Raw genomic sequence first — 18,925 nt, forward strand, 5'->3', positions numbered from 1 at the left:
GAAATCGCAGCAGCGCTGAAGGCCGCTGCCATGCCGGGTTTGGCCGAATGCCAGAGCCTGCTGCGGCTCCTGATCGCCAGGGGCGATCCCAAGGCCATCCCGCTCGCCAAGGGCGCGATCGATCAATATTTGAACACCGCGCCGGTCAGCGCCCGCGGGCGCGGCCTGCGCGTGCTCCAGCGTGACGCGCTCGACCAGCACGGTTTTGCGGTCGGCGTGCAGCGCTCGTTCGCCGAGACGGTGGATGCGTATATCGAGGGCAAGCTGGCGGAGGAGTGAGGTCGATCCAGGCGTGCAGCCGAGGCGATCTCTTTTGAAGATCGTCCCGAATGCTTGCTTGTTGTTGTCTCCCGGCGACGCCGGCCGCGCACCGCATTGTCGCTCGAATAGAAGTTTGAATCGTCGGGCAAAACACCGGCATAATGGCAAGATCGAGTAAGTCGACCCGCACGGAGTTATCCGCTGCGGGTTTCTTTTGTGGCATCGGGAATTCGGCACTGGTGTCAATCTGCCGGTGCGTTCGCCAGCGATTGAGACATGGTCTGGCCAGTTTTGCTGGGTTGCGCTCTCTCTATTGACCGTGTTCTTGTTTTGTTCAATTATGGCCTTTCAACCAGTGCGCGAAAATGATTGGAACGAAAGGGGCCGCCGATGAGTAATTCCCTCCTTGCCCTTGTCCTGTTGGACAATCCGACGACTCCGAACATGCTGCAGGTCGTCAAAGCCCTTCGCGCGAGGCATCCTGAGCTGGTGGCGGAGGTAGAAGGAGGCCATGAAACGGCGGACGTTCGCCAGCCTTCTGCGAGTTCGCCGCTCATCCGCTGTGGTGGCGAGTTGGTTGCCGTGATGTCGATGCCAGCGCCCATTCCGCAGGATCCCGGCCTATGGTCTCGCGCGGCCACCACGTGGCCGGAAGGCGAGGCGGTGGCTGCGCGGCATCGCGGTCATCTGATCGTGACGGTTCTTGGACAGCACTTGGAGCCGTTGCCGGCCGCTCGTCTGACGACCGCCGTCATCGCAGCGTTGATTGCCACGATGCCGGAATGTAGTGCGGTCGTATGGGATACCAAAGTCGCGCGCCCCGCCAAGCTCTGGATGCAGATGTCGAGCCAGGCGTTTGCACCTTTTCCCGGCTATCCCTTCACCCTGTGGGTTGACATTCTGCCGTTCCGTTCGGAGGCCGGCATCGGAGCAGTGACGATGGGTCTGTCGGCATTTGCCAAGCGCGAGATTGAATTCGAGACCGGCAAACTTACGCTTCGGGCAATGATCGACAAGGTTGCAGGCCTGGCCGTCTATCTGGTCGAGCATGGGGCGGTCATCAAAGACGGCGACACCTTTGGCGGAGACGAGCAGGAGCGCATCACGGCGCGCTATAGAACGTCCGAGCGATTTGCGGGCTTGCCCGTACTGTTCTGCACGGCGGATTCGGCATCTTGATCGAATGTTGATGAAGCCGTTCATTGGATGGACGCAGTAGGGACCGAGGGAATGAGCGACGACAGGTCAAAGCCGATTGAGAAGCGACCCAGGAAGATCAAGCGCAAATTCTACGTCATGGACTTCAACTATCGTGGCGGGCCGCCAGCGATGGTCCTGGAAAATCGTCATGTGCTTGCCCCGGATACCGGAGTGCTCGACCCGTTTCCCGGACGCGGGTTTCCGAATTACCCCGAGCCGCCGCGGTTTGTGTTTGGCGGGACGAGAGATCGTGCTCCACGGGATCTGGAGATGTATCATCACTATTGGCTGGTCTCCGATCGGACAAAGGCGGTTTTTGAGAGCGTCGATCTAGCCGGATTTGCCTTTCTGGCTTGCGACATCAGGCTGGCGAAGGGACAGTACGACGGGCCGGGCTACTGGCTGTGCGATGTCGTGCGTGTCCTGGATGCGGTGGACGAATCGCAGTCACGCTTGCACGTTGGCATTCGTGATGATCCAAATTACCGGGATTTCGGCAAGAAATACTACAGCGTTGTGATCAAGGGCGGAGCCAGACTCGTCTTCAAGGACGAGGTGATAGCAGGCGCACACGTCTTCAGAATGGCTTACATGGAGGCTACCGTCATCTGCGATGACGTTCTCAAGAATGCCTGCAAGGAAGCCGGTCTTGCGGGCATCGGCTTCAGAGACGTATTGAAGCTTCCCATCTAGGTCGCGCCTGTCAGTTTGATTGCATCATAGCTGCGAATTAGCGCCTCACATCGAGGCGATCGTTCTCACACGAGCCGCTGCGCGCCGGACCGTCCCGAGCTGGGGCGACCAGCATTCCATGGACTTTTGGTCAGTGTTGAGACGCTGGCGGTGGCTTGATTGCTGTCCTTCCGAATCCGGCGTGAGATGGAACGCAACTCTGAATGCGCGTTCAACGGTCGGATAATCGCGTTCTAGATATTCAGAAAATCGCTTCGAAGATGCGGCACGGGGCAGGTTTGAGCTCCAGCGACTGGATCGCCAAGACGTGTGGCCGCAATTGCAGGACGTGACGCGCGCGTGCACCGGCACGCACCACTAAAGAACGTACTTCTCCGTATCTCGTTGTCGCGTCCAAGTGATCTGTTTGGTCAGGCGCTCCGATCAGAGTGCCATCGAGCTGGATACCATTTGCCCATCCGGCGGCCTGCAGCGCTCAGGCGACTACCCCGTCACGCCAAGATAGCCCCGAGGAAGCAGGCGTTGAGCCGACGTCTCAAGGGACTTCGAGGGGCCGCGCGACCGGACCGCCTGACATTCAAGAATTTTCAGGATGAAATGCCATGGCCATACTATGGGAACATCACATCATTCCCCGGTGCTTTGAGGGCCATCCTGCCCTTGAAGATATAGATATCAACGCGCCGGAGAACCTCATTTATCTGCCGCAAGACACGCAACTTGCCGCAAGAATGGGGGTCTCTCCACATTCTGGTGGGCATTTGGCCTCGTACTTTGCAGTAAAGAACGTGCTCGATCAGCTAGCGATGACGAGCGATCGGTCCCTTCGCAATGCCGAGTTGAGGAAGCTGCAAGATGCGATGAGGATCGGGCTCGCAAACGGCGATCTCTACACCAATAATCCAGGAACAGATGCTGACGCAGATTCAATTAACCCAAAGCTGATCACCAACCACAACGGGTATCTCGTAATGCATCCCGACAAAGTTCAGGAGCTGAGGGATCTTAGGCAGGAGGCCATCGATACCGGAAATCCAAACTTAGAGAAGTTCTCGGCTATCCGAGGTAATCGAGAAAGGGAGAGACTACTAGACGAGGCAATCGCAAATAATCCCGGTATCAAGATAACAGCGCGTAACAAGGACTTGGGCGGTACGCGCTGGCATTCCGAGTTCGCGGCAGTCGATGACAATTTCAATATACCTCCGTCTGCGCCGACCAACCCGGGCGAGGTTCCCTCGCTGCCGCCCTTCATTCCACCTTCTCTCCGTGGTCTGGACGAACCAGAAGGACTCACGCGGAGTGATCCGCGCCACACAGGTGTCCTGCCGGCTTTTCCTGAACTAAGCCAAAATGAGCAACGACTTGGTCAATTGCCTCCGACCACAGCGACACCCTCAGACCCCTTAGTTCTCAAATCCGATCCGATGACCGGTGTTTCGCTTCCATTCTACGAAAACCCGCTCGCGAACTGGTCGTCCGCGAACGGTTCGTCCTCGGCCCAAGATCTTTTGCCTTGGTTGGCCGTGGCGGCTGCCAACGCGCAGGGTCTGAAATCGGAGGCTGCGGGCGACGTCGTGACGGATGGCGGCGTCTTCTCAACAGGCGTGCCTGGCAGCGACTATCTCGCTTCCTCGGCGTACGGCTCGTCGTTGATCGGACCTGCGCCTCTTGACCAAGCCGGGGCTGGGGCCAGTACCTTTGCCGATCGCTTCGGAAACTGGACGGATTCGCCAACAGGCACTATGCCTAGTCAAAGCCTGGAAGTCGCGCCGGTCACTCCTGCTGCACAAGCTGCCGCGCCGGATGACGTTCGACGTCTCACACGGGTGAATGAATCGAACGCGGGCAGCGTGTTTACGACTGGAAGTGCGCCGGTCCCGTATCTGCCTTCCACGGAATTCAACGATCGGTTTGGCAATTGGCGCACGTCGACCGGCGATGGGGGAGCACAACAGGCGAGCAGACCGATCAGCGCGTTTGCAGATGAGCCAAGCTATTTCATCCCGCCGCCGATCTTCGGTTCTCATGATTCCAGCAGTGATACTGACGAATGGCTTTCGCGCTGGATACGTCCATTGCTTCGCCCGGACTGAAACCGGTTACGGAGTGTTGAGCACCTCGGTCGAGGCCGTTCGTTGACACGTCGGGCAAGACACTGGCAGAATGGCATCATCGAAAATCTGGTCAGCCCGCGCGGAGCAATCCGCCAGCGGGCTTTTTCATTTCGGTGCCGGATCGGAGCTGGCTTCGCGAAGACCTTTGGCTTTGCCCTCGTCGAACCACGACTCCGGATCGGGCGAGCAGCGGTGGTAGATCAGCCAGGCGTCGGAGACGTCCACCCGGCGCAGGCCGATCTCCGAGTCCGACACGACCTTGAACTTCGGATCGCCAGCGATCGGCGTGTGAGCAATCAACGCCGGGCTGCCGCAACCGCCAGGGCCGCAGAATGCGACCGAGAACTGGTAGTCGTCGTTGCGCCAGATCTTCAGGCCATAGGTCTTCGCGCAGTCGCGCTTCCAGGCGCCGGAGAAATCCGTCGCCACGGTCTCCGCGGCGACAGCCGGGCTGATCGTGATCAGGAGCGAGAGCAAGAGTCGAGGGAGTCGCATCGGTGAAGTCCTGCCGCGTGTCCCTCTGAAGAGACGCGTTGCGCACGGTCGAGGCCGTGATCGGACGCGACGCTAAGGCAATTCGTTCGTCGCTTGCGTGACCGCCGGCACACTGCGATGTCTCAGTGACGAACGATCCTGCGCGATGCGGGAGTTTGACACGTCGGGCAAAACACTGGCATAGTGGCATCGTCGAAGAGTTCGTTCAGCCCGCGCCGATTGGCCGCGGGCTTTTTCGTATCATTCGTTCGTTCGGCTGGTTGCTGGTCTGCCTGCTGGTGATGGACCTTTGGTCGGACGCGGCGCCGGACCGAGTTCGAAAAAATCGAAATAGAGGTTGACCCGTCGGGCAAAACACCGGCATAATGGTATCATCGAAAAGTTCGTAACACCCGCGCGGGTCGCAGCCGCCGCGGGTTTTTTCATGTCCATTCGGGAATCGGACGGCGGGCGCGCATTGCGGCCACGCCTCGTTGAAACGCGTTCATGGAGCGCCGATCGGCGCGCCGCCGTCCGAACCATTGCTGGCCGTGCACGCGCGAACGTGCCGGCCCGCGGCGCTGAGCCGGTTGCTCGCGCCGCTGCGGTCTCCGAAACGCCGAGCTCGGGCACTGGTACGAGCCGGATAAACTGATCGGCTATTGCGTCACGATCTATTTTGCCAAGCTGCTGGTTTGGGACAAGGTCCTCGGCTTCGGCACCACTGATGCGCTGGTGGGCTTCGCGGCGATCACCGCCAATCTCGTCGTCTCGTTCTACTTCGCCAAACGTGGCTTCGAGAATGTCGCGAGGATCATCAAGCGGTGAATATTCAAGACAACGAAATCCGGGCCATCGTCGCCGAGACGCTGGCTGAGCAGCAGAGGCACCAGCAGGAGAGCATCGATGCGATCGTATTGAAAGCGGTCGCTTCGGTGCTGGCCTCTTTTGGAATCGAAGATGACGACCGGAAGGAGCTGAGGGCCGATTTCCAGCACTTGCGGCGTTGGCGAAAGAGCGTGGAGCAGGCTCAGAGCTATACCTTCAAGGCCGTGATTACGGTGATCGCGACCGGCCTGATGGGAGCCGTTTGGCTCGGCGTCAAGGTCGTGCTGGGCAAGTGAAACCTGGCAGCGAAGGAGCGCGATTGCCCGTGCTCAGGACTATTCCTGCGGATGAGCTATTCAAATGTATAGAATTCGTATTGTCGATGCGGACGATGATGAGAGTGCGGAGGTCCTTGGCGAACTGCACCGGCTGACTTTCTTTGATGGGGCTTCGTTGCCGCAATTCGAGATCGGGGCGTGGTGGCTCGCCTATCACAATGACGAGGCGGTCGCCTTCGCCGGCGTTGTGCCGTCAACGCATGCGCGAAACAGCGCATATTTCTGCAGAGTCGGGGTCTTGCAGCGGCACTGGGGGCGGGGACTTCAACGCAGGCTGATGCGGGCGATCGAGGCGCGGGGGCGGCGTCGCGGATGGGAAAGCATCGTCTCTGACACGACGGACAATCCGGTATCCGCCAATAATTTCATCCAAGCCGGTTATCGGCTCTACGAACCCGAAATGCCCTGGGCCTGGTCACATACGCTCTATTGGCGGAAGTGGCTTCGCTGAGCAATTGGCGCATCGTTTCCCGTGATGCGGAACGCCACTATCGCGCCGTAGAGCGGTCGGCGGGAGACGCAGGCGGCTATTGTACGCCCGGGAGGGGCCCGGCAGCTTGGCGGCTGCCGGGCCCCTTTTGCGTATTGAAGCGATGTGGCTGAAGCACTTGCGAAGTCGGCGGCGCCGGGCTTTAAGTTTGCTCCTGCAGGAAATTCGGCGGCCATAAGCCGATGTAAGGGAGCGCTACCGATGCCCACGAAGCCTCAATTGCCGGAACGTTCGTCGCGGGCGACGGGCGCGCCTACCGCGCTGGATGGTCTGCTGGTCGTCGATTTCACGCGCGTCGTGGCGGGACCGGCCTGCACTCAGACGCTTGCCGATTTTGGTGCGCGCGTCATCAAGATCGAGAATCCGGACGGTGGCGACGACACGCGCGCCTATGAGCACGCCGAAATCGGCGGCGAAAGCGCGGCCTATCTCAGCCTCAACCGCAACAAGCGCGGCATTGCACTCGACCTGACTGTGCCGGAGGCCCGCGAGATCGCGTTGGATCTGATCCGCAAAGCCGACGTGGTCGTGGAGAATTTTTCCAGTGGGGTCATGAAGAAATTCGGTCTCGACTATGAGGCTGTCGCGCCGCTCAATCCCCGGCTGGTCTATTGCTCGATCTCGGCCTACGGGCGCTCCGGACCGTTTGCTTCGCGTCCCGGCTTTGATCCGATTACGCAGGCCGAAAGCGGCTTCATGTCGCTCAACGGGTTCGCCGACGGGCCCGCCGTTCGTACCGGCCCGCCCATCGTCGACATGGCCACGGGGATGTCTGCCTGCAATGCCATTCTGCTGGCGCTATTGGCGCGGGATCGGCTCGGCCGCGGTCAGCATGTCGAGGTCGCCCTGTTCGACATCGCCATGGGGATGACCGGCTTCTACGGCATGGCCTATCTGATCAACGGCGAGAACCCTGGCCGGTTTGGCAATTCGCCGAGCGGGTCTCCCTCCGTCGGCGTCTATGAGGCTTCCGACGGACCGCTTTACATAGCCTGCGCGAACGACCGGCTTTTTCGCCGGCTGGTGGTCGAGGTGCTGAACCGGCCCGATCTGATCAACGGTCCGCAGTTCGCCACGCGCAAAGCGCGCTCCGAGAATAAGGAGCTCCTGCGGGCAGCCATCGCGGAGGTCTTCGCCAGCGATACTCTCGAGAACTGGATGGCGAAGATGAAGCTGGCCAATATTCCGGTCGGCTATCTCCGGACGGTTGAGGAGGGGTTCAATGCGCCCGAGGCCCGCGAGCGCCATCGCCTGAGCCGAATTCCGCATCGTACAGCAGGGTGGGTCCCCAATATCGAGCCGCCGATCAGTATGAGCCTGACCGGCGCGATTGATCCCGTTGCCGCCCCCTTGTTAGGCGAGCATACCGAAGATGTCTTGCGTGATACGCTCGGCTACGACGAGCGTAAGATCACGGAGTTCGCCCAAAAGGGGGTCTTTGGATCGGCCAAGCCTTCGCCGGTTTGAGTCAGAGCGCTTGGCCGCCATAGGGCCGCAAATTGCCTCGCGCGGGCGGATCGTTCGATCCTTAATCAAGAGGTATGACGATGACCATTCGGCTCTACGGCTTCTGGCGATCGATCGCCACATTTCGCGTGCGGGTGGCACTAAGGCTCAAGGAGCTGCCGTTCGAGGAAATTCCAGTCGACATCCTGTCCGGAGAGCAGTTCAATCCGGACTACGATGCGGTCAACGCCGAGCGCGTTGTCCCCACGATGGTGCATGGTGAACACCGGCTGTTCCAGTCGCTGGCCATCATCGAGTATCTCGATGACCTCATGCCGGGGCCGAGGATGATGCCGTCGGATCCTGCCGACCGCGCCTATGCACGCTCCCTGGCCCTGGTCACAATCGCTGATGCACATCCGTTGGTGACACCGCGTGTTCGCAATCATCTGGTCAAGATGTTCGGCGCGGACGCCAATGCGACCGAGAATTGGGCGAGGCATTGGATCATCGAAGGGCTGGCCACCTATGAGAGGCTGCTGGAGCGGCGGCCACCGGCGCCGTTTGCTCTTGGTCAACGGGCGGGTGTCGCGGACATCTGTATTGCCGGCCAGATCGTCGGCGCCCACTTTCTGAAGCTGGATTTGACACCGTTTCCCACGGTCGCAGGGCTTGCGGATCGCTGCTTTGCAATGCCGGCGTTCGCGACGTCGCATCCTTTCGAGCAACCGGGGTACAGGGCGATCGCGGCCCGCTAGCACTGCCTCAGCTTGATTTGACGAGGCTCCCGCCGCATAACTGTGTAGAAGCGAGGGACACGGATGGTGCCTGGTCAGGAGCCGAGCATGGGGCAACACACCGGGTCGGAAGCCGGTGGACGGGCCTATGCGGCAATGATCGCCAAGGCTGGGGCGCTCGCACCGCGGCTGCGAGAGCGAGCGGTGCGGACGGAGGAGCTGCGGCATCTTCCGCCGGAAACCGAGAAGGATCTCCACGACGCTGGCCTGTTCCGGATGCTCCAGCCGGCACGCGTTGGCGGCGCCGAGCTCGACTATATCGCCCTTGTCGACTGCGCTGAGCTGCTCGGGCGGGCGGACGCCTCCGTGGCCTGGAATCTCGCCAATCTGGCGAGCCATCATTGGATGCTCGGCATGTTCGAGCAGAGGGCGCAGGATCTGGTCTGGGGCCGCGATCCGGACGCGCTGATTGCGTCTTCGTTCATTTTTCCTGCCGGACGCGCGACCAGGATGGAGGGCGGATACCGGCTGCATGGCAGCTGGCCGTTCTCCTCGGGCGTTGCGTCCTGCGAATGGAACATGCTCGCAAGTGTCGTCTATTCCGACGACGAGGCGGACGGCATCGAGTATCGAATCTTCCTGCTGCCGAAAGGCGACTACAAGGTGCTCGATACCTGGAATGTTACGGGACTGCGCGGCACCGGTTCCTGCGACGTCGAGGTCAGGGACGCCTTTGTACCGGACCATATGACAGTCGCTGTCGGCGAGCTTGCCGGCGGTCCGACGCCTGGCAGCAGGGTCAATCCCAATCCGTCGTATACTCTGCCCGTGTTTTCGCTGTTTCCCTACGTCTTGTCGGGCGTTGCACTCGGGAACGCGCAAGCATGCCTCGACGATTACGCGGAGGTCGCGCGTCATCGCATTTCGACCTACAACCGCGCCAAACTGAGCGACTTTCAAAGTACTCAGATCAAGATCGCCGAAGCTTCGGCCAAGATCGACGCTGCGCGCCTGATCATGCGTTCGGCCTGCATCAACGCCATGGAAGATGCAAGGCGAGGTCGTATTCCTGACATGGCGACCAAGACCAGATATCGGCGCGATGGAGCTTTCTCCGTGAATCTGTGCACGGATGCGGTCTCGATGCTGTTTGCCGCGAGCGGGGCGCGCGGCCTGTTCACGTCGGGCGTGTTGCAGCGGCAGTTCCGCGATGCGCACGCGATCAACTCGCATCTTGCGTTCAACTTCGATGCGGCCGGAACCAATTACGGACGGGTGGCTCTGGGCCTGCCGTCCGAGAATCTCACGCTGTGAGGCCGGCCGATGAATGATCTGCCGAAGCAGCCGGCCGTTCCCGACCCAGCCAATGAACTCGCGAGTGACAGTTCACCGATCGATCCCCGGGATTTTCGCAACGCGCTTGGAACTTACGGAACGGGCGTAACGATTATCACTGCCACGGCCGCCGATGGAAAGCCCTATGGCATCACCTGCAATTCGTTTGCGTCGGTCTCCTTGAATCCGCCTCTGGTGCTCTGGAGCCTCGGAATCTATTCCTCGAGCCTGGCTGTGTTTCAGAACGCCAGTCACTTCACCGTCCATGTGCTCGGCAACTCGCAGCAGGCGCTCGCGAACAAGTTTGCCAAGTCGACCGAGGACAAGTTCGCCGGGGTGAATTGGACGCCAGGGCTCGGAAACGCTCCGGTGCTCGCCGAGAGCGTCGCCAATTTTCAATGCCGGTCCGTCAATCGCTATTATGGCGGCGATCACGTGATCTTTCTCGGCGCGGTCGAGGCCTATGCCTACAACTCCGGGGAGCCGCTGCTGTTTGCGCGCGGAACGTACGGCCGGTTCCTGTCCGACGACCAACGCGGGAAGTCACCGTAGCGCGCTTCAGTATACCCCAGATGGCTCAACGCTCCGCTGCTGAAAGCTTGTAGATCTCCAACGCGTCCGCATCGGCTCCCCGCGCAGCCTTGGCCAGCCTGAAGATCTGCCCGGCCAACGATGCCATCGGCACGGGCGTCGACGTCGCCTGTGCAACGTCGGCGACAGTATCGAGGTCTTTGAGCATGGTGGCGACGTGACCGAGTGGCGGTGAGTGAATGCCTTGAGCCATGCGGGGCACAAACAGCTGAAGTGGAATGGAATCGGCGAAGCCGCCCGAGAGCGCTTCGGGCAATCGGTTGGCGTCAATTCCCGCGTTCACGGCAAGGCGTGTTGCTTCCGCCAGGACAGCCATCGCGCATCCGACGATCACCTGGTTGCAAAGCTTTGTGGTCTGGCCCGCGCCTGTCGGACCCATGTGGGTGAACCTGCGTGCCATGGCTAGCACATACGGCCGCACCCTCTGGATGTCGCTGGCATCTCCGCCTGCCATGATTGCAAGCGTGCCTTCTTCGGCGCCCTTGGTGCCGCCGGATACCGGTGCATCGATCAGGCCGGCGCCATTCGCAGCCTTCAGCCGCACAGCAAGATCGCGCGCGGCTGAAGGGTGGATCGATGAGAAGTCGACTACGAGCTTGCCAGCGCCAGGAGCCGCTGCAAGGCCATCGGCCCCGAAAATCACTTCCTCAACGGCGGCCGCGTCCGTCACGCACATGAACACAGTGTCCGAGTTGGCCAGCACGTCGCGTGGCGTGATGGCGCGCCTGGCGCCCTCCGCGACGAGCGGAGCCAGCTTGCCTTCCGAGCGATTCCATACGCTGACTTGATAGCCGGCCTTGAGCAGGCGCCGGGTCATGGGTGCGCCCATCAGCCCAAGGCCGACATAGCCGAGCCTCTCGACGCCTGGCGCGTTTGCCTTACTCGCATCAGCCATAGGTTGCCTCCTTCTGTCGCAGCGCGACGCCGCTTTACCATACATTGCAGACCGGACGGCGAAACCGCTCGGTTCGCATGGCTTGCCTGATTGTTTGAACCATGAAACAGTTTGAGCCGGCCGGGTTGGGTGGCGCCGGGTTGGCGCCGGAGCAGCGGAGTGGGCACGATGCGAACCGTTTCGAAGTGGATCCTGGCTTTGGGGGCGGCAGCGGCCGTGAGCGCGGGCGCAGGTCCGTCATGGGCGCAGCAGACGATCCGCGTCGGCTGGACCATCCCGGCTGAGGAGTCCAAGTACTGGATGATGCGTCGCCCGGCCGAATTTCCCAATATCGGCAAGGCCTACAACATCGAATGGACCCAGTTTCAGGGCACGGCGCCGATGACGCAGGCTTTGGCAGCCGGTGCGCTCGATTGCGCGACGCAGGCGCCGCTCTCGCTCGCCAACGGCGTGGTTGGCGGCAATCTCAAGGCCTACATCGTGGCGCAGCACGTCTTCGAGAAGCCCGGCGGTTTTTCGGTCTACTGGGCTGTGATGGATGACTCGCCGATCAAGACGATTGCCGATCTCAAGGGAAAGACGGTCGGCATTTCCGTGATCGGCGGCGGCACGCAAGGTCCATTCAACCTGCTTCTCAAGCAGAATGGCGTCGATCCGGCCAAGGATATCAAGCTGGTCGAGGTCGGCTTTGCCGTCTCTGAAGATGCGCTGCGCCAGGGCCGGGTCGATGCGGTCAACATGAACCAGCCGTTTGCCGCGCGCGCGGAGGCGAAAGGCGGCACAAGGAAGCTGTTCTCGCTGTCGCAGGCCATGCCGAACATCGTACACATCCTGGAAGCCTGCCGTGCTGATTTCGTCGACAAGAATCCGGATCTGGTGAAGGCTTATGTCCACGACATCACGTCAGGCATGAAGAAGGCGCTGGCAAACCGTGAAGAGACCTTGAAGGTCGTCAATGAAGTTCTGAAGGCGCCCATTCCGGTTCTTGAGACTTACCTGCTCAAGGACAACGATTTCGGTCGCGATCCAGGCGCCGCTCCGAACTTTCCCGCGATCCAGAAGATGCTGGATATCTACGCCGAGACGGGAATGCTGCCGAAGCTGGACGCCGCGCAGTTCAAGCATCCGACGATCGTCGCGCCGCTGGAGTAGGCAGCCGGACACAATTATCCGAGCAGGGAGATCGCAGCGTCCCGTGTAATCCGGGACGTTGCATGCAGAAGATGCACGTATGAAGAAGTTGCGATCACGGATAACGACAGACGGCCTCGACCGGGCTCCGCACCGCGCTTTCATGCGCGCAATGGGTCTTGACGACGCAGCGATTGCCAAGCCGATGGTCGGCGTCGTCAGCATGAAGGGCGAGCAGACGCCCTGCAATATGACCCACGACTTCCAGGTGGCCGCGGCCAAGACGGGAATCGAGGAAGCCGGCGGCACACCGCGCGAGTTCTCGACCGTGTCGGTTTCCGACGGCATCAGCATGAATCACGAGGGGATGAAGTTTTCCCTGCTTTCGCGCGAACTGATCGCCGACTCGATCGAGGCTGTCGTCCATGGTCTCGCCTATGATGCGCTGATCGGATACGGGGGATGCGACAAGACGCTGCCCGGTGTGATGATGGGCATGGTTCGTTGCAACGTGCCGTCCATTTTCATCTACGGTGGCAGCTCGCTGCCGGGGCGCGTGGACGGTCGGACCCTGACGGTGCTCGATTCCTACGAGGCCGTCGGCAGCTTCATGACTGGTGAGATCGATAGCGCTACGCTCGAGCGGATCGAACGCGCCTGTCTGCCGACCATCGGCGCATGCGCCGGGCAATTCACCGCGAATACGATGGGAATGGTGTCTGAAGCGATGGGCCTCACCATTCCCAATGTTTCGATGGTGCCCGGTGTCTACGCCGAGCGCGCCCAGATTTCGCGCCGCGCCGGGAGGCTGGTGATGGAAATGCTGGAGCGCGGCGGGCCTCTGCCTCGCGACATCGTGACGCGGAAATCCCTGGAGAACGGCGCTGCGATCGTTGCAGCGACGGGCGGTTCGACCAACGCTGCGCTGCATCTGCCTGCGATCGCGAACGAGGCCGGTATTGCGTTCACGATCGATGATGTCGGCGAGGTTTTCGCCAGAACGCCGCTGATTGGAAATCTACGACCTGGGGGCAAGTACACGGCGAAGGACGTCTACGACATCGGCGGCGCTGCGGTGGTGATCCGCGAACTGATCCAGGGCGGTCATATCGACGGTAATTGCATCACCATTACAGGCCGCACGCTTGCCGAAGAATATGGGACGGCCAACGCGCCCGATGGCGAGGTCGTTTACACCTCCCGTACGCCCATCATGCCTGATGGCGGCGTAGCGGTTCTGAAGGGCAACCTCTGTCCAGACGGTGCCGTGATCAAGGTCGCTGGCTTGAAGAGCCAGTTTTTCGAGGGCGTTGCGCGCGTCTTCGAGGACGAGGAAGCGTGTGTCAAAGCGGTTCGTGACCGCAACTATAAGGCGGGTGAGGTTCTCATCATCCGCAACGAAGGTCCCGTCGGAGGCCCAGGCATGCGCGAGATGCTCGGCGTCACCGCGCTGATCTACGGGCAGGGCATGGGCGAAAAAGTGGCGCTGATCACTGATGGCCGGTTCTCCGGCGCGACCCGCGGCATGTGTATCGGCTACGTGTCTCCCGAAGCATTTGTTGGCGGTCCGTTGGCGCTTGTCCGCGACGGCGACACAGTCCGGATCGATGCCGCAAACCGGCGGATGGACATGCTGGTCGACGAGCAGGAATTCTCGGCGCGGCGACGCGATTGGAAGCCGCGGCCGCCACGGCACCGCGCGGGTGCGCTCGCGAAATATGCGCGGCTTGTTGGTCAGGCGCCCGGCGGAGCCGTCACACACGAAGGTCCGGCAGAATGGCCATGGTTCGAATGATGCGCCGCACCCCTGCGAAAACAACCGCTCGTCTGGCAGGTTTCTTGCTAAGCTCAAGCCGCTGAAGGAGGACATTCGGCAGGGGTAACAACACGGTCGTTGCGCGCAAGTGAAGTGAGAAGCGGGATGAAGGTAATGCCTTCGAGATCGAGCGAATGGGTGAAACCGGTGACGTCACAAATGCCGGCTTCCAAGATCATCGAGATCGACCGCGTCTCGCAGGTTTTTCAGACCTCGGCGCGCAAGGATCATCTGGCGCTATCGGACATCTCGTTGGCGATCGAAGAGGGAGCTTTCGTCTCCATCCTCGGGCCGTCAGGCTGCGGCAAGTCGACACTGCTTTACATCGTCGGCGGCTTCGTTAGCCCGACAAGCGGCGCGGCGAAGATGAAGGGGCAAACGATCACGGGACCGGGGCCGGATCGCGGGCCGGTGTTTCAGGAGTTCGCACTGTTTCCGTGGAAGACCGTGTTGGGGAACGTCATGTATGGTCCGCGCCAGCAAGGTGTGCGTGCCACTGAGGCGGAAGCGCAGAGCCGTGCTCTGCTTGAAATGGTTGGTCTCAAAGGTTACGAGAATTTCTATCCCAAAGAGCTGTCAGGCGGAATGAAGCAGCGCGTGGCGCTCGCCCGGACGCTCGCTTACCATCCCGAAGTCCTGTTGATGGACGAGCCGTTCGGCGCGCTCGACGCACACACACGGACACGCCTGCAGAACGATCTTTTGAACATCTGGGAACGCGACCGCAAGACGGTGTTGTTTGTCACCCACTCCGTCGATGAAGCAGTGTTCCTGTCCGACAAGGTCGTGATGATGTCAAAATCTCCCGGCCGCATTCGGCAGGTCATCGACATCGACCTGCCGCGGCCGCGCCGCCGCAACGAGCTGTTGCTGGATTCGCACTACCAGAAATATATCGTCGACATCGAACGCATGTTCGACGAGGTCGACGTGAGCGGATCGGCGTTATGACATCGCCGGCTGCTTTGGCCAGACGGGCCGCGCCGGTGCTTGCCTGCATCGGTCTGCTGGCGACGTGGCAGGTCGCATCGCTCGCGCTGAAGAACGACAGCTTTCCGACCGCGCTCGAGGCGCTTCGGGCGATTCCCGACATCCTTGGCGACAAGGAGGCCTTGATCAACATCCTGGCCTCGCTCCGTCGCATGGCAATGGGATTCGGTGTGGCGGTGCTCGTCTCGATTCCGCTCGGCTTGTTGATGGGCCGTAGCCGGGCGGTGGCAGCTTTCTTCAATCCGCTTCTGATGGTGATCTACCCGGTTCCGAAGGCAGCCCTGATGCCGATCATCATGCTTTGGCTGGGGGTCGGTGATATCACGAAGACGCTGGTGATCTTTCTCGGCGTCAGTCTTCCGGTGATCTATCACAGTTTTGAAGGTGCCAGGGCGGTCGAAGAGAAGATGATGTGGTCGGGCGCTGCGATGGGGCTATCAGCGGTGCAACGTCTGGTCCGGATCGTGTTGCCCGCTGCACTGCCGGAGATACTGACCGGATGCCGCACGGGGCTCGTGCTGGCGCTGATCACCATGATCACCAGCGAGATGATCGCCCGTCAGTCCGGCGCGGGCAACATCCTGTTCAACGCGCTCGACATGGGGCAATACGACACCGTCTTCGCCATGATCATCATCGTGGGAGCGATGGGGATTTGCCTCGATGCGATCTTCGAGCAAGTCCGCGCAAGGCTTGTGCGCTGGTCTGAGCCTCAGTTCGACATGCCGCTGAGCTTCTCATGACGTCACGCGTTTTCCCATCAAGTGTCTTTCTCGGAATCGTGCCAATCGTTCTGATGATCGCGGTGTGGCAAGGCCTTGTGTCATTTGGCTTTGCGCCTGCGGTCTTGCTGCCGCCGCCGGGATTCGTCTTCAGCCGGCTGCTCCAGCAGCTCGTGACCTGGACGTTTCAGCAGGAGATCGCGGCGACCCTGATCCGGCTGTTTGCCGGGTTCGCGATCGCTGTCGTGCTCGGTGTCAGCATCGGCATTGCGGCTGCCGTGAGTCCCGCGATCAATGCTGTGGTCCGCCCGATCGTGCGTGTCTTGGCGCCGCTGCCGAAGGTCGCGCTCTATCCGGCGCTGCTGCTGCTGCTGGGCTTTGGCCATGGATCAAAGATCACCCTGGTGGCGGCGGACGCTCTCTTTCCGATCTTGCTGTCCACCTACTACGGCGCGTCCACTGTCGAGCAAAAGCTGATCTGGTCGGCTATGGCGGCAGGAACGCCGCGCTATGAGATTCTGTTCAAGGTGGTGCTGCCGGCGGCGATGCCGTCGATTCTGACCGGCTGCAGGATCGGCCTTGTCATTTCCTGCATCGTGGTGTTTCTGGCCGAGATGATCACATCGACGGACGGGCTTGGCCATGTGCTCGTGACAGCGGCCCGGACCTTTCAGGCCGTCGACATGTTCGTGCCGTTGATTACGATCTCGCTCTTGGGGTTGATCCTGAACGGCTTGTTGGGCGTCCTACGATCGTACCTGTTGCGGGGCTTCCCCGAGGCGTAATTTGACTGACAAGAAACCAGAAGACCGGGAGTGAAGCATGCTGGCGGATCGCATCGAGGCCAAATGGATCGACGCATTTTGCGAGATCTTTGAGCGTTGTGCCGTCAAGGCTGGCGATACTGCCGCGATCCTCTCGGAGACCCAATCGCGCGCGCTGAATGTGCATCTGGCAGAGCTTGCTCTGCTGCGGATGGGGGCGCGGCCGTTTCACGTGGTGATGCCGACACCGCGTAACAGGAATATCGTTCCGGTTCGCTCGACGGGAGCGAGCGAGGCGATCCAGAGGCTCGGCCCGGTGATCACCGCGCTTCAGCAGGCCGGCTTCGTGGTGGATTGCACCATCGAAGGGCTGATGCATGCGGCGGAGACGCCTGAGATTCTCAAGGCTGGCGCGCGGATCCTGGTAATTTCTAACGAGCATCCCGAGGCGCTGGAGCGGATGGTTCCGGATTCAGCGCTTGAGAAGCGTGTGCGGGCAGCGGCGAAGATGTTGCGCGGAACCAAACGCATGCGCGTCAGCTCGAAAGCCGGAACCGCGCTCGATATCGATATGGTCGGTGCTTCAACAGTCGGAGTGTGGGGCTGGACCGACAAACCCGGCACGCTGGCGCACTGGCCCGGCGGTATCGTCGTCAGCTTCCCCAAGAGCGGAACGATCAACGGCACGCTGGTGATGGCGCCCGGCGACATCAACCTGACCTTCAAGCGCTATCTGACCTCGCCGGTGAAGATGACGTTGAAGGACGATTATGTCGTCGAGTTGGAAGGCGACGGGACGGATGCCGCGATGATGCGCGCCTATCTCGCCGCCTGGGGCGATCGTGAGGCCTATGCGGTGTCACATATTGGGTTCGGCATGAACCCCGGAGCTCGCTACGAGGCGCTGTCGATGTACGATCAGCGCGACACCAACGGCACCGAAATTCGCGCCGTTTCCGGCAACTTCTTGTTCTCGACCGGCGCGAATGAATTCGCCGGCCGCTATACGGCCGGCCATTTCGACTTGCCGATGATGGGAACGACTATCGAGCTCGATGGTGTGGCGGTCGTTCGCGAAGGCGTGCTTCAGGATGTCTTCGGCTAGCTCCGATCGAGCACGGGCGGGCGAGCCAGGTCGAAGTGGCGGAGCAGGTCGACCATGGCCTGGAGCCGCTTTGCCCGATATGCGTCGACGTCGAGGCCGGAATAGTCAAGAAAGCCTGCGCCCGTTCGCAGACCGATCCGCCCCTCCTGCATGTTTCGCGAAATGACGTCCGGCGCGCGATAGCGGTCGCTGCCGAGCGCGCCTTCGAGATAGCGGCTGGCGTAATACAGGATGTCGCCGCCGCCCCAGTCGATGAATTCGAGCAGTCCAAGCACGGCGTAGCGGAAGCCGAAGCCGTAGCGGATCGCCTTGTCGATCTCCTCGGCGCTGGCGACGCCTTCCTCGACCATGCGCGCGGCTTCGTTCATCGCCAGCGCCTGGATGCGCGGGACGATGAAGCCTGGCGTCGCGGCGCAGACCACCGGCACCTTGCCGATGCCTTCGAGCAGTGCCTTGACTTCGTCGATGATGGCAGGGTCGGTCGCTTTGCCGGGCGAAACTTCCACCAGCGGGATCAGATAGGCCGGGTTGAGCCAGTGCACGTTGAGAAAGCGGCGAGGATTTTCGATCGCGCCGGATAGATCGTCGACGAGGATGGTCGACGTCGTCGATGCGATGATCGTGCCCGGTCCGACCTGCTTTGAAGCTGCCCCCAACACCTCCCGTTTGAGCTCGACGACCTCTGGAACGCCCTCGAAGACCATTCCGGTCTCGGACAGCACTGCATTGCTTTGTGCGGCGGGCACGACCGAAACACGCGCTATGAGCGGGTCGACATCGGCCTCGGCCAGTAGCCCAAGCTTCGATAGGCTGGCAAATGTCTTCCTGACTTCGCCGAGCGCGTCCGCCTCCAGCTTGGAGAAGTCTTCGGCGGAGCGGGCCTTGACGTCGATCATGGTGACCCGGTGGCCTGCGTATGCGAACGCTACCGCGATGCCGCGCCCCATGCGGCCGGCTCCGAGACAGGCAATGTTGGCGCGAGTGGTCATCGG

19 protein-coding genes and 1 pseudogene are annotated in these 18,925 nt (G+C 61.2%); 17 read left to right on the forward strand and 3 right to left on the reverse strand.

Annotated features, from left to right (window positions below; genetic code table 11):
- The first annotated feature begins 30 nt into the window (after positions 1 to 30).
- The 4 genes from WHZ77_RS10080 to WHZ77_RS10095 all read left to right on the forward strand — a co-directional run bounded on the left by WHZ77_RS10080 (position 31) and on the right by WHZ77_RS10095 (position 4,250).
- Positions 31 to 279, forward strand: a complete 249-nt coding sequence (locus tag WHZ77_RS10080; RefSeq protein WP_151649041.1) for a hypothetical protein — start codon at positions 31 to 33, stop codon at positions 277 to 279.
- A gap of 372 nt (positions 280 to 651) precedes the next feature.
- Positions 652 to 1,440, forward strand: coding sequence for a DUF4261 domain-containing protein (locus WHZ77_RS10085; protein ID WP_375313535.1), 789 nt, complete (start codon positions 652 to 654; stop codon positions 1,438 to 1,440).
- Positions 1,441 to 1,491: 51 nt separating this feature from the next.
- Positions 1,492 to 2,154, forward strand: a complete 663-nt coding sequence (locus WHZ77_RS10090; protein WP_375313536.1) for an imm11 family protein — start codon at positions 1,492 to 1,494, stop codon at positions 2,152 to 2,154.
- A 602-nt stretch (positions 2,155 to 2,756) separates the two neighbouring features.
- Positions 2,757 to 4,250, forward strand: coding sequence for an AHH domain-containing protein (locus WHZ77_RS10095; RefSeq protein ID WP_375313537.1), 1,494 nt, complete (start codon positions 2,757 to 2,759; stop codon positions 4,248 to 4,250).
- A gap of 126 nt (positions 4,251 to 4,376) precedes the next feature.
- On the opposite strand, the gene WHZ77_RS10100 is transcribed toward WHZ77_RS10095, so the two are convergent.
- Positions 4,377 to 4,766, reverse strand: a complete 390-nt coding sequence (locus tag WHZ77_RS10100) for a hypothetical protein (protein WP_375313538.1) — start codon at positions 4,764 to 4,766, stop codon at positions 4,377 to 4,379.
- Between the two features lie 591 nt (positions 4,767 to 5,357).
- Between WHZ77_RS10100 and WHZ77_RS10105 the strand changes: the two are divergent.
- From WHZ77_RS10105 to WHZ77_RS10135, 7 genes and pseudogenes are all read left to right on the forward strand, one after another.
- Positions 5,358 to 5,573: pseudogene (locus WHZ77_RS10105) on the forward strand (hypothetical protein); the annotation flags it as partial.
- A 2-nt stretch (positions 5,574 to 5,575) separates the two neighbouring features.
- On the forward strand, positions 5,576 to 5,869 hold the full coding sequence (locus tag WHZ77_RS10110; protein WP_375314696.1) for a hypothetical protein: 294 nt from the start codon (positions 5,576 to 5,578) through the stop codon (positions 5,867 to 5,869).
- A 64-nt stretch (positions 5,870 to 5,933) separates the two neighbouring features.
- On the forward strand, positions 5,934 to 6,362 hold the full coding sequence (locus WHZ77_RS10115; RefSeq protein ID WP_375313539.1) for a GNAT family N-acetyltransferase: 429 nt from the start codon (positions 5,934 to 5,936) through the stop codon (positions 6,360 to 6,362).
- 240 nt (positions 6,363 to 6,602) lie between these two features.
- On the forward strand, positions 6,603 to 7,868 hold the full coding sequence (locus tag WHZ77_RS10120; protein WP_375313540.1) for a CaiB/BaiF CoA transferase family protein: 1,266 nt from the start codon (positions 6,603 to 6,605) through the stop codon (positions 7,866 to 7,868).
- A gap of 80 nt (positions 7,869 to 7,948) precedes the next feature.
- Positions 7,949 to 8,605 carry a maleylacetoacetate isomerase gene (maiA, locus tag WHZ77_RS10125; RefSeq protein ID WP_375313541.1) on the forward strand — a complete coding sequence of 219 codons (657 nt, stop codon included), beginning with the start codon at positions 7,949 to 7,951 and terminating at the stop codon, positions 8,603 to 8,605.
- An 87-nt stretch (positions 8,606 to 8,692) separates the two neighbouring features.
- Positions 8,693 to 9,898, forward strand: coding sequence for an acyl-CoA dehydrogenase family protein (locus WHZ77_RS10130; RefSeq protein WP_375313542.1), 1,206 nt, complete (start codon positions 8,693 to 8,695; stop codon positions 9,896 to 9,898).
- 9 nt (positions 9,899 to 9,907) lie between these two features.
- Positions 9,908 to 10,471, forward strand: coding sequence for a flavin reductase family protein (locus WHZ77_RS10135; RefSeq protein WP_375313543.1), 564 nt, complete (start codon positions 9,908 to 9,910; stop codon positions 10,469 to 10,471).
- A 25-nt stretch (positions 10,472 to 10,496) separates the two neighbouring features.
- On the opposite strand, the gene WHZ77_RS10140 is transcribed toward WHZ77_RS10135, so the two are convergent.
- Complete coding sequence (locus WHZ77_RS10140; RefSeq protein WP_375313544.1) at positions 10,497 to 11,405, reverse strand: NAD(P)-dependent oxidoreductase; 909 nt, start codon at positions 11,403 to 11,405, stop codon at positions 10,497 to 10,499.
- A 168-nt stretch (positions 11,406 to 11,573) separates the two neighbouring features.
- On the opposite strand from WHZ77_RS10140, the gene WHZ77_RS10145 reads away from it, so the two are divergent.
- The 6 genes from WHZ77_RS10145 (at position 11,574) to WHZ77_RS10170 (ending at position 17,933) form a co-directional block, all read left to right on the forward strand.
- Positions 11,574 to 12,557, forward strand: coding sequence for an ABC transporter substrate-binding protein (locus WHZ77_RS10145; protein ID WP_375313545.1), 984 nt, complete (start codon positions 11,574 to 11,576; stop codon positions 12,555 to 12,557).
- Positions 12,558 to 12,636: 79 nt separating this feature from the next.
- Entirely contained in the window at positions 12,637 to 14,331 is a 1,695-nt protein-coding gene (gene ilvD, locus WHZ77_RS10150; RefSeq protein ID WP_375313546.1) for a dihydroxy-acid dehydratase, read from the forward strand.
- Positions 14,332 to 14,457: 126 nt separating this feature from the next.
- Positions 14,458 to 15,303 carry an ABC transporter ATP-binding protein gene (locus WHZ77_RS10155; protein WP_375313547.1) on the forward strand — a complete coding sequence of 282 codons (846 nt, stop codon included), beginning with the start codon at positions 14,458 to 14,460 and terminating at the stop codon, positions 15,301 to 15,303.
- Positions 15,300 to 16,085, forward strand: coding sequence for an ABC transporter permease (locus WHZ77_RS10160; protein WP_375313548.1), 786 nt, complete (start codon positions 15,300 to 15,302; stop codon positions 16,083 to 16,085). Before WHZ77_RS10155 ends, WHZ77_RS10160 begins: the two co-directional genes overlap by 4 nt.
- Positions 16,082 to 16,849: an ABC transporter permease gene (locus tag WHZ77_RS10165; protein ID WP_375313549.1), complete on the forward strand. Its 768-nt coding sequence runs from the start codon at positions 16,082 to 16,084 to the stop codon at positions 16,847 to 16,849. Before WHZ77_RS10160 ends, WHZ77_RS10165 begins: the two co-directional genes overlap by 4 nt.
- A gap of 37 nt (positions 16,850 to 16,886) precedes the next feature.
- Positions 16,887 to 17,933 (forward strand): peptidase M29, encoded by a 1,047-nt coding sequence (locus WHZ77_RS10170; protein ID WP_375313550.1) that lies wholly within the window; start codon positions 16,887 to 16,889, stop codon positions 17,931 to 17,933.
- Here WHZ77_RS10170 and WHZ77_RS10175 read toward each other — a convergent pair.
- Positions 17,930 to 18,922: a 3-hydroxybutyryl-CoA dehydrogenase gene (locus tag WHZ77_RS10175; protein WP_375313551.1), complete on the reverse strand. Its 993-nt coding sequence runs from the start codon at positions 18,920 to 18,922 to the stop codon at positions 17,930 to 17,932. The two genes, WHZ77_RS10170 and WHZ77_RS10175, sit on opposite strands and share 4 nt — an antisense overlap.
- Positions 18,923 to 18,925: the final 3 nt, after the last annotated feature.

It is taken from the genome of Bradyrhizobium sp. A5, from assembly GCF_042076515.1.
Taxonomy (GTDB): Bacteria; Pseudomonadota; Alphaproteobacteria; order Rhizobiales; family Xanthobacteraceae; genus Bradyrhizobium; species Bradyrhizobium cosmicum.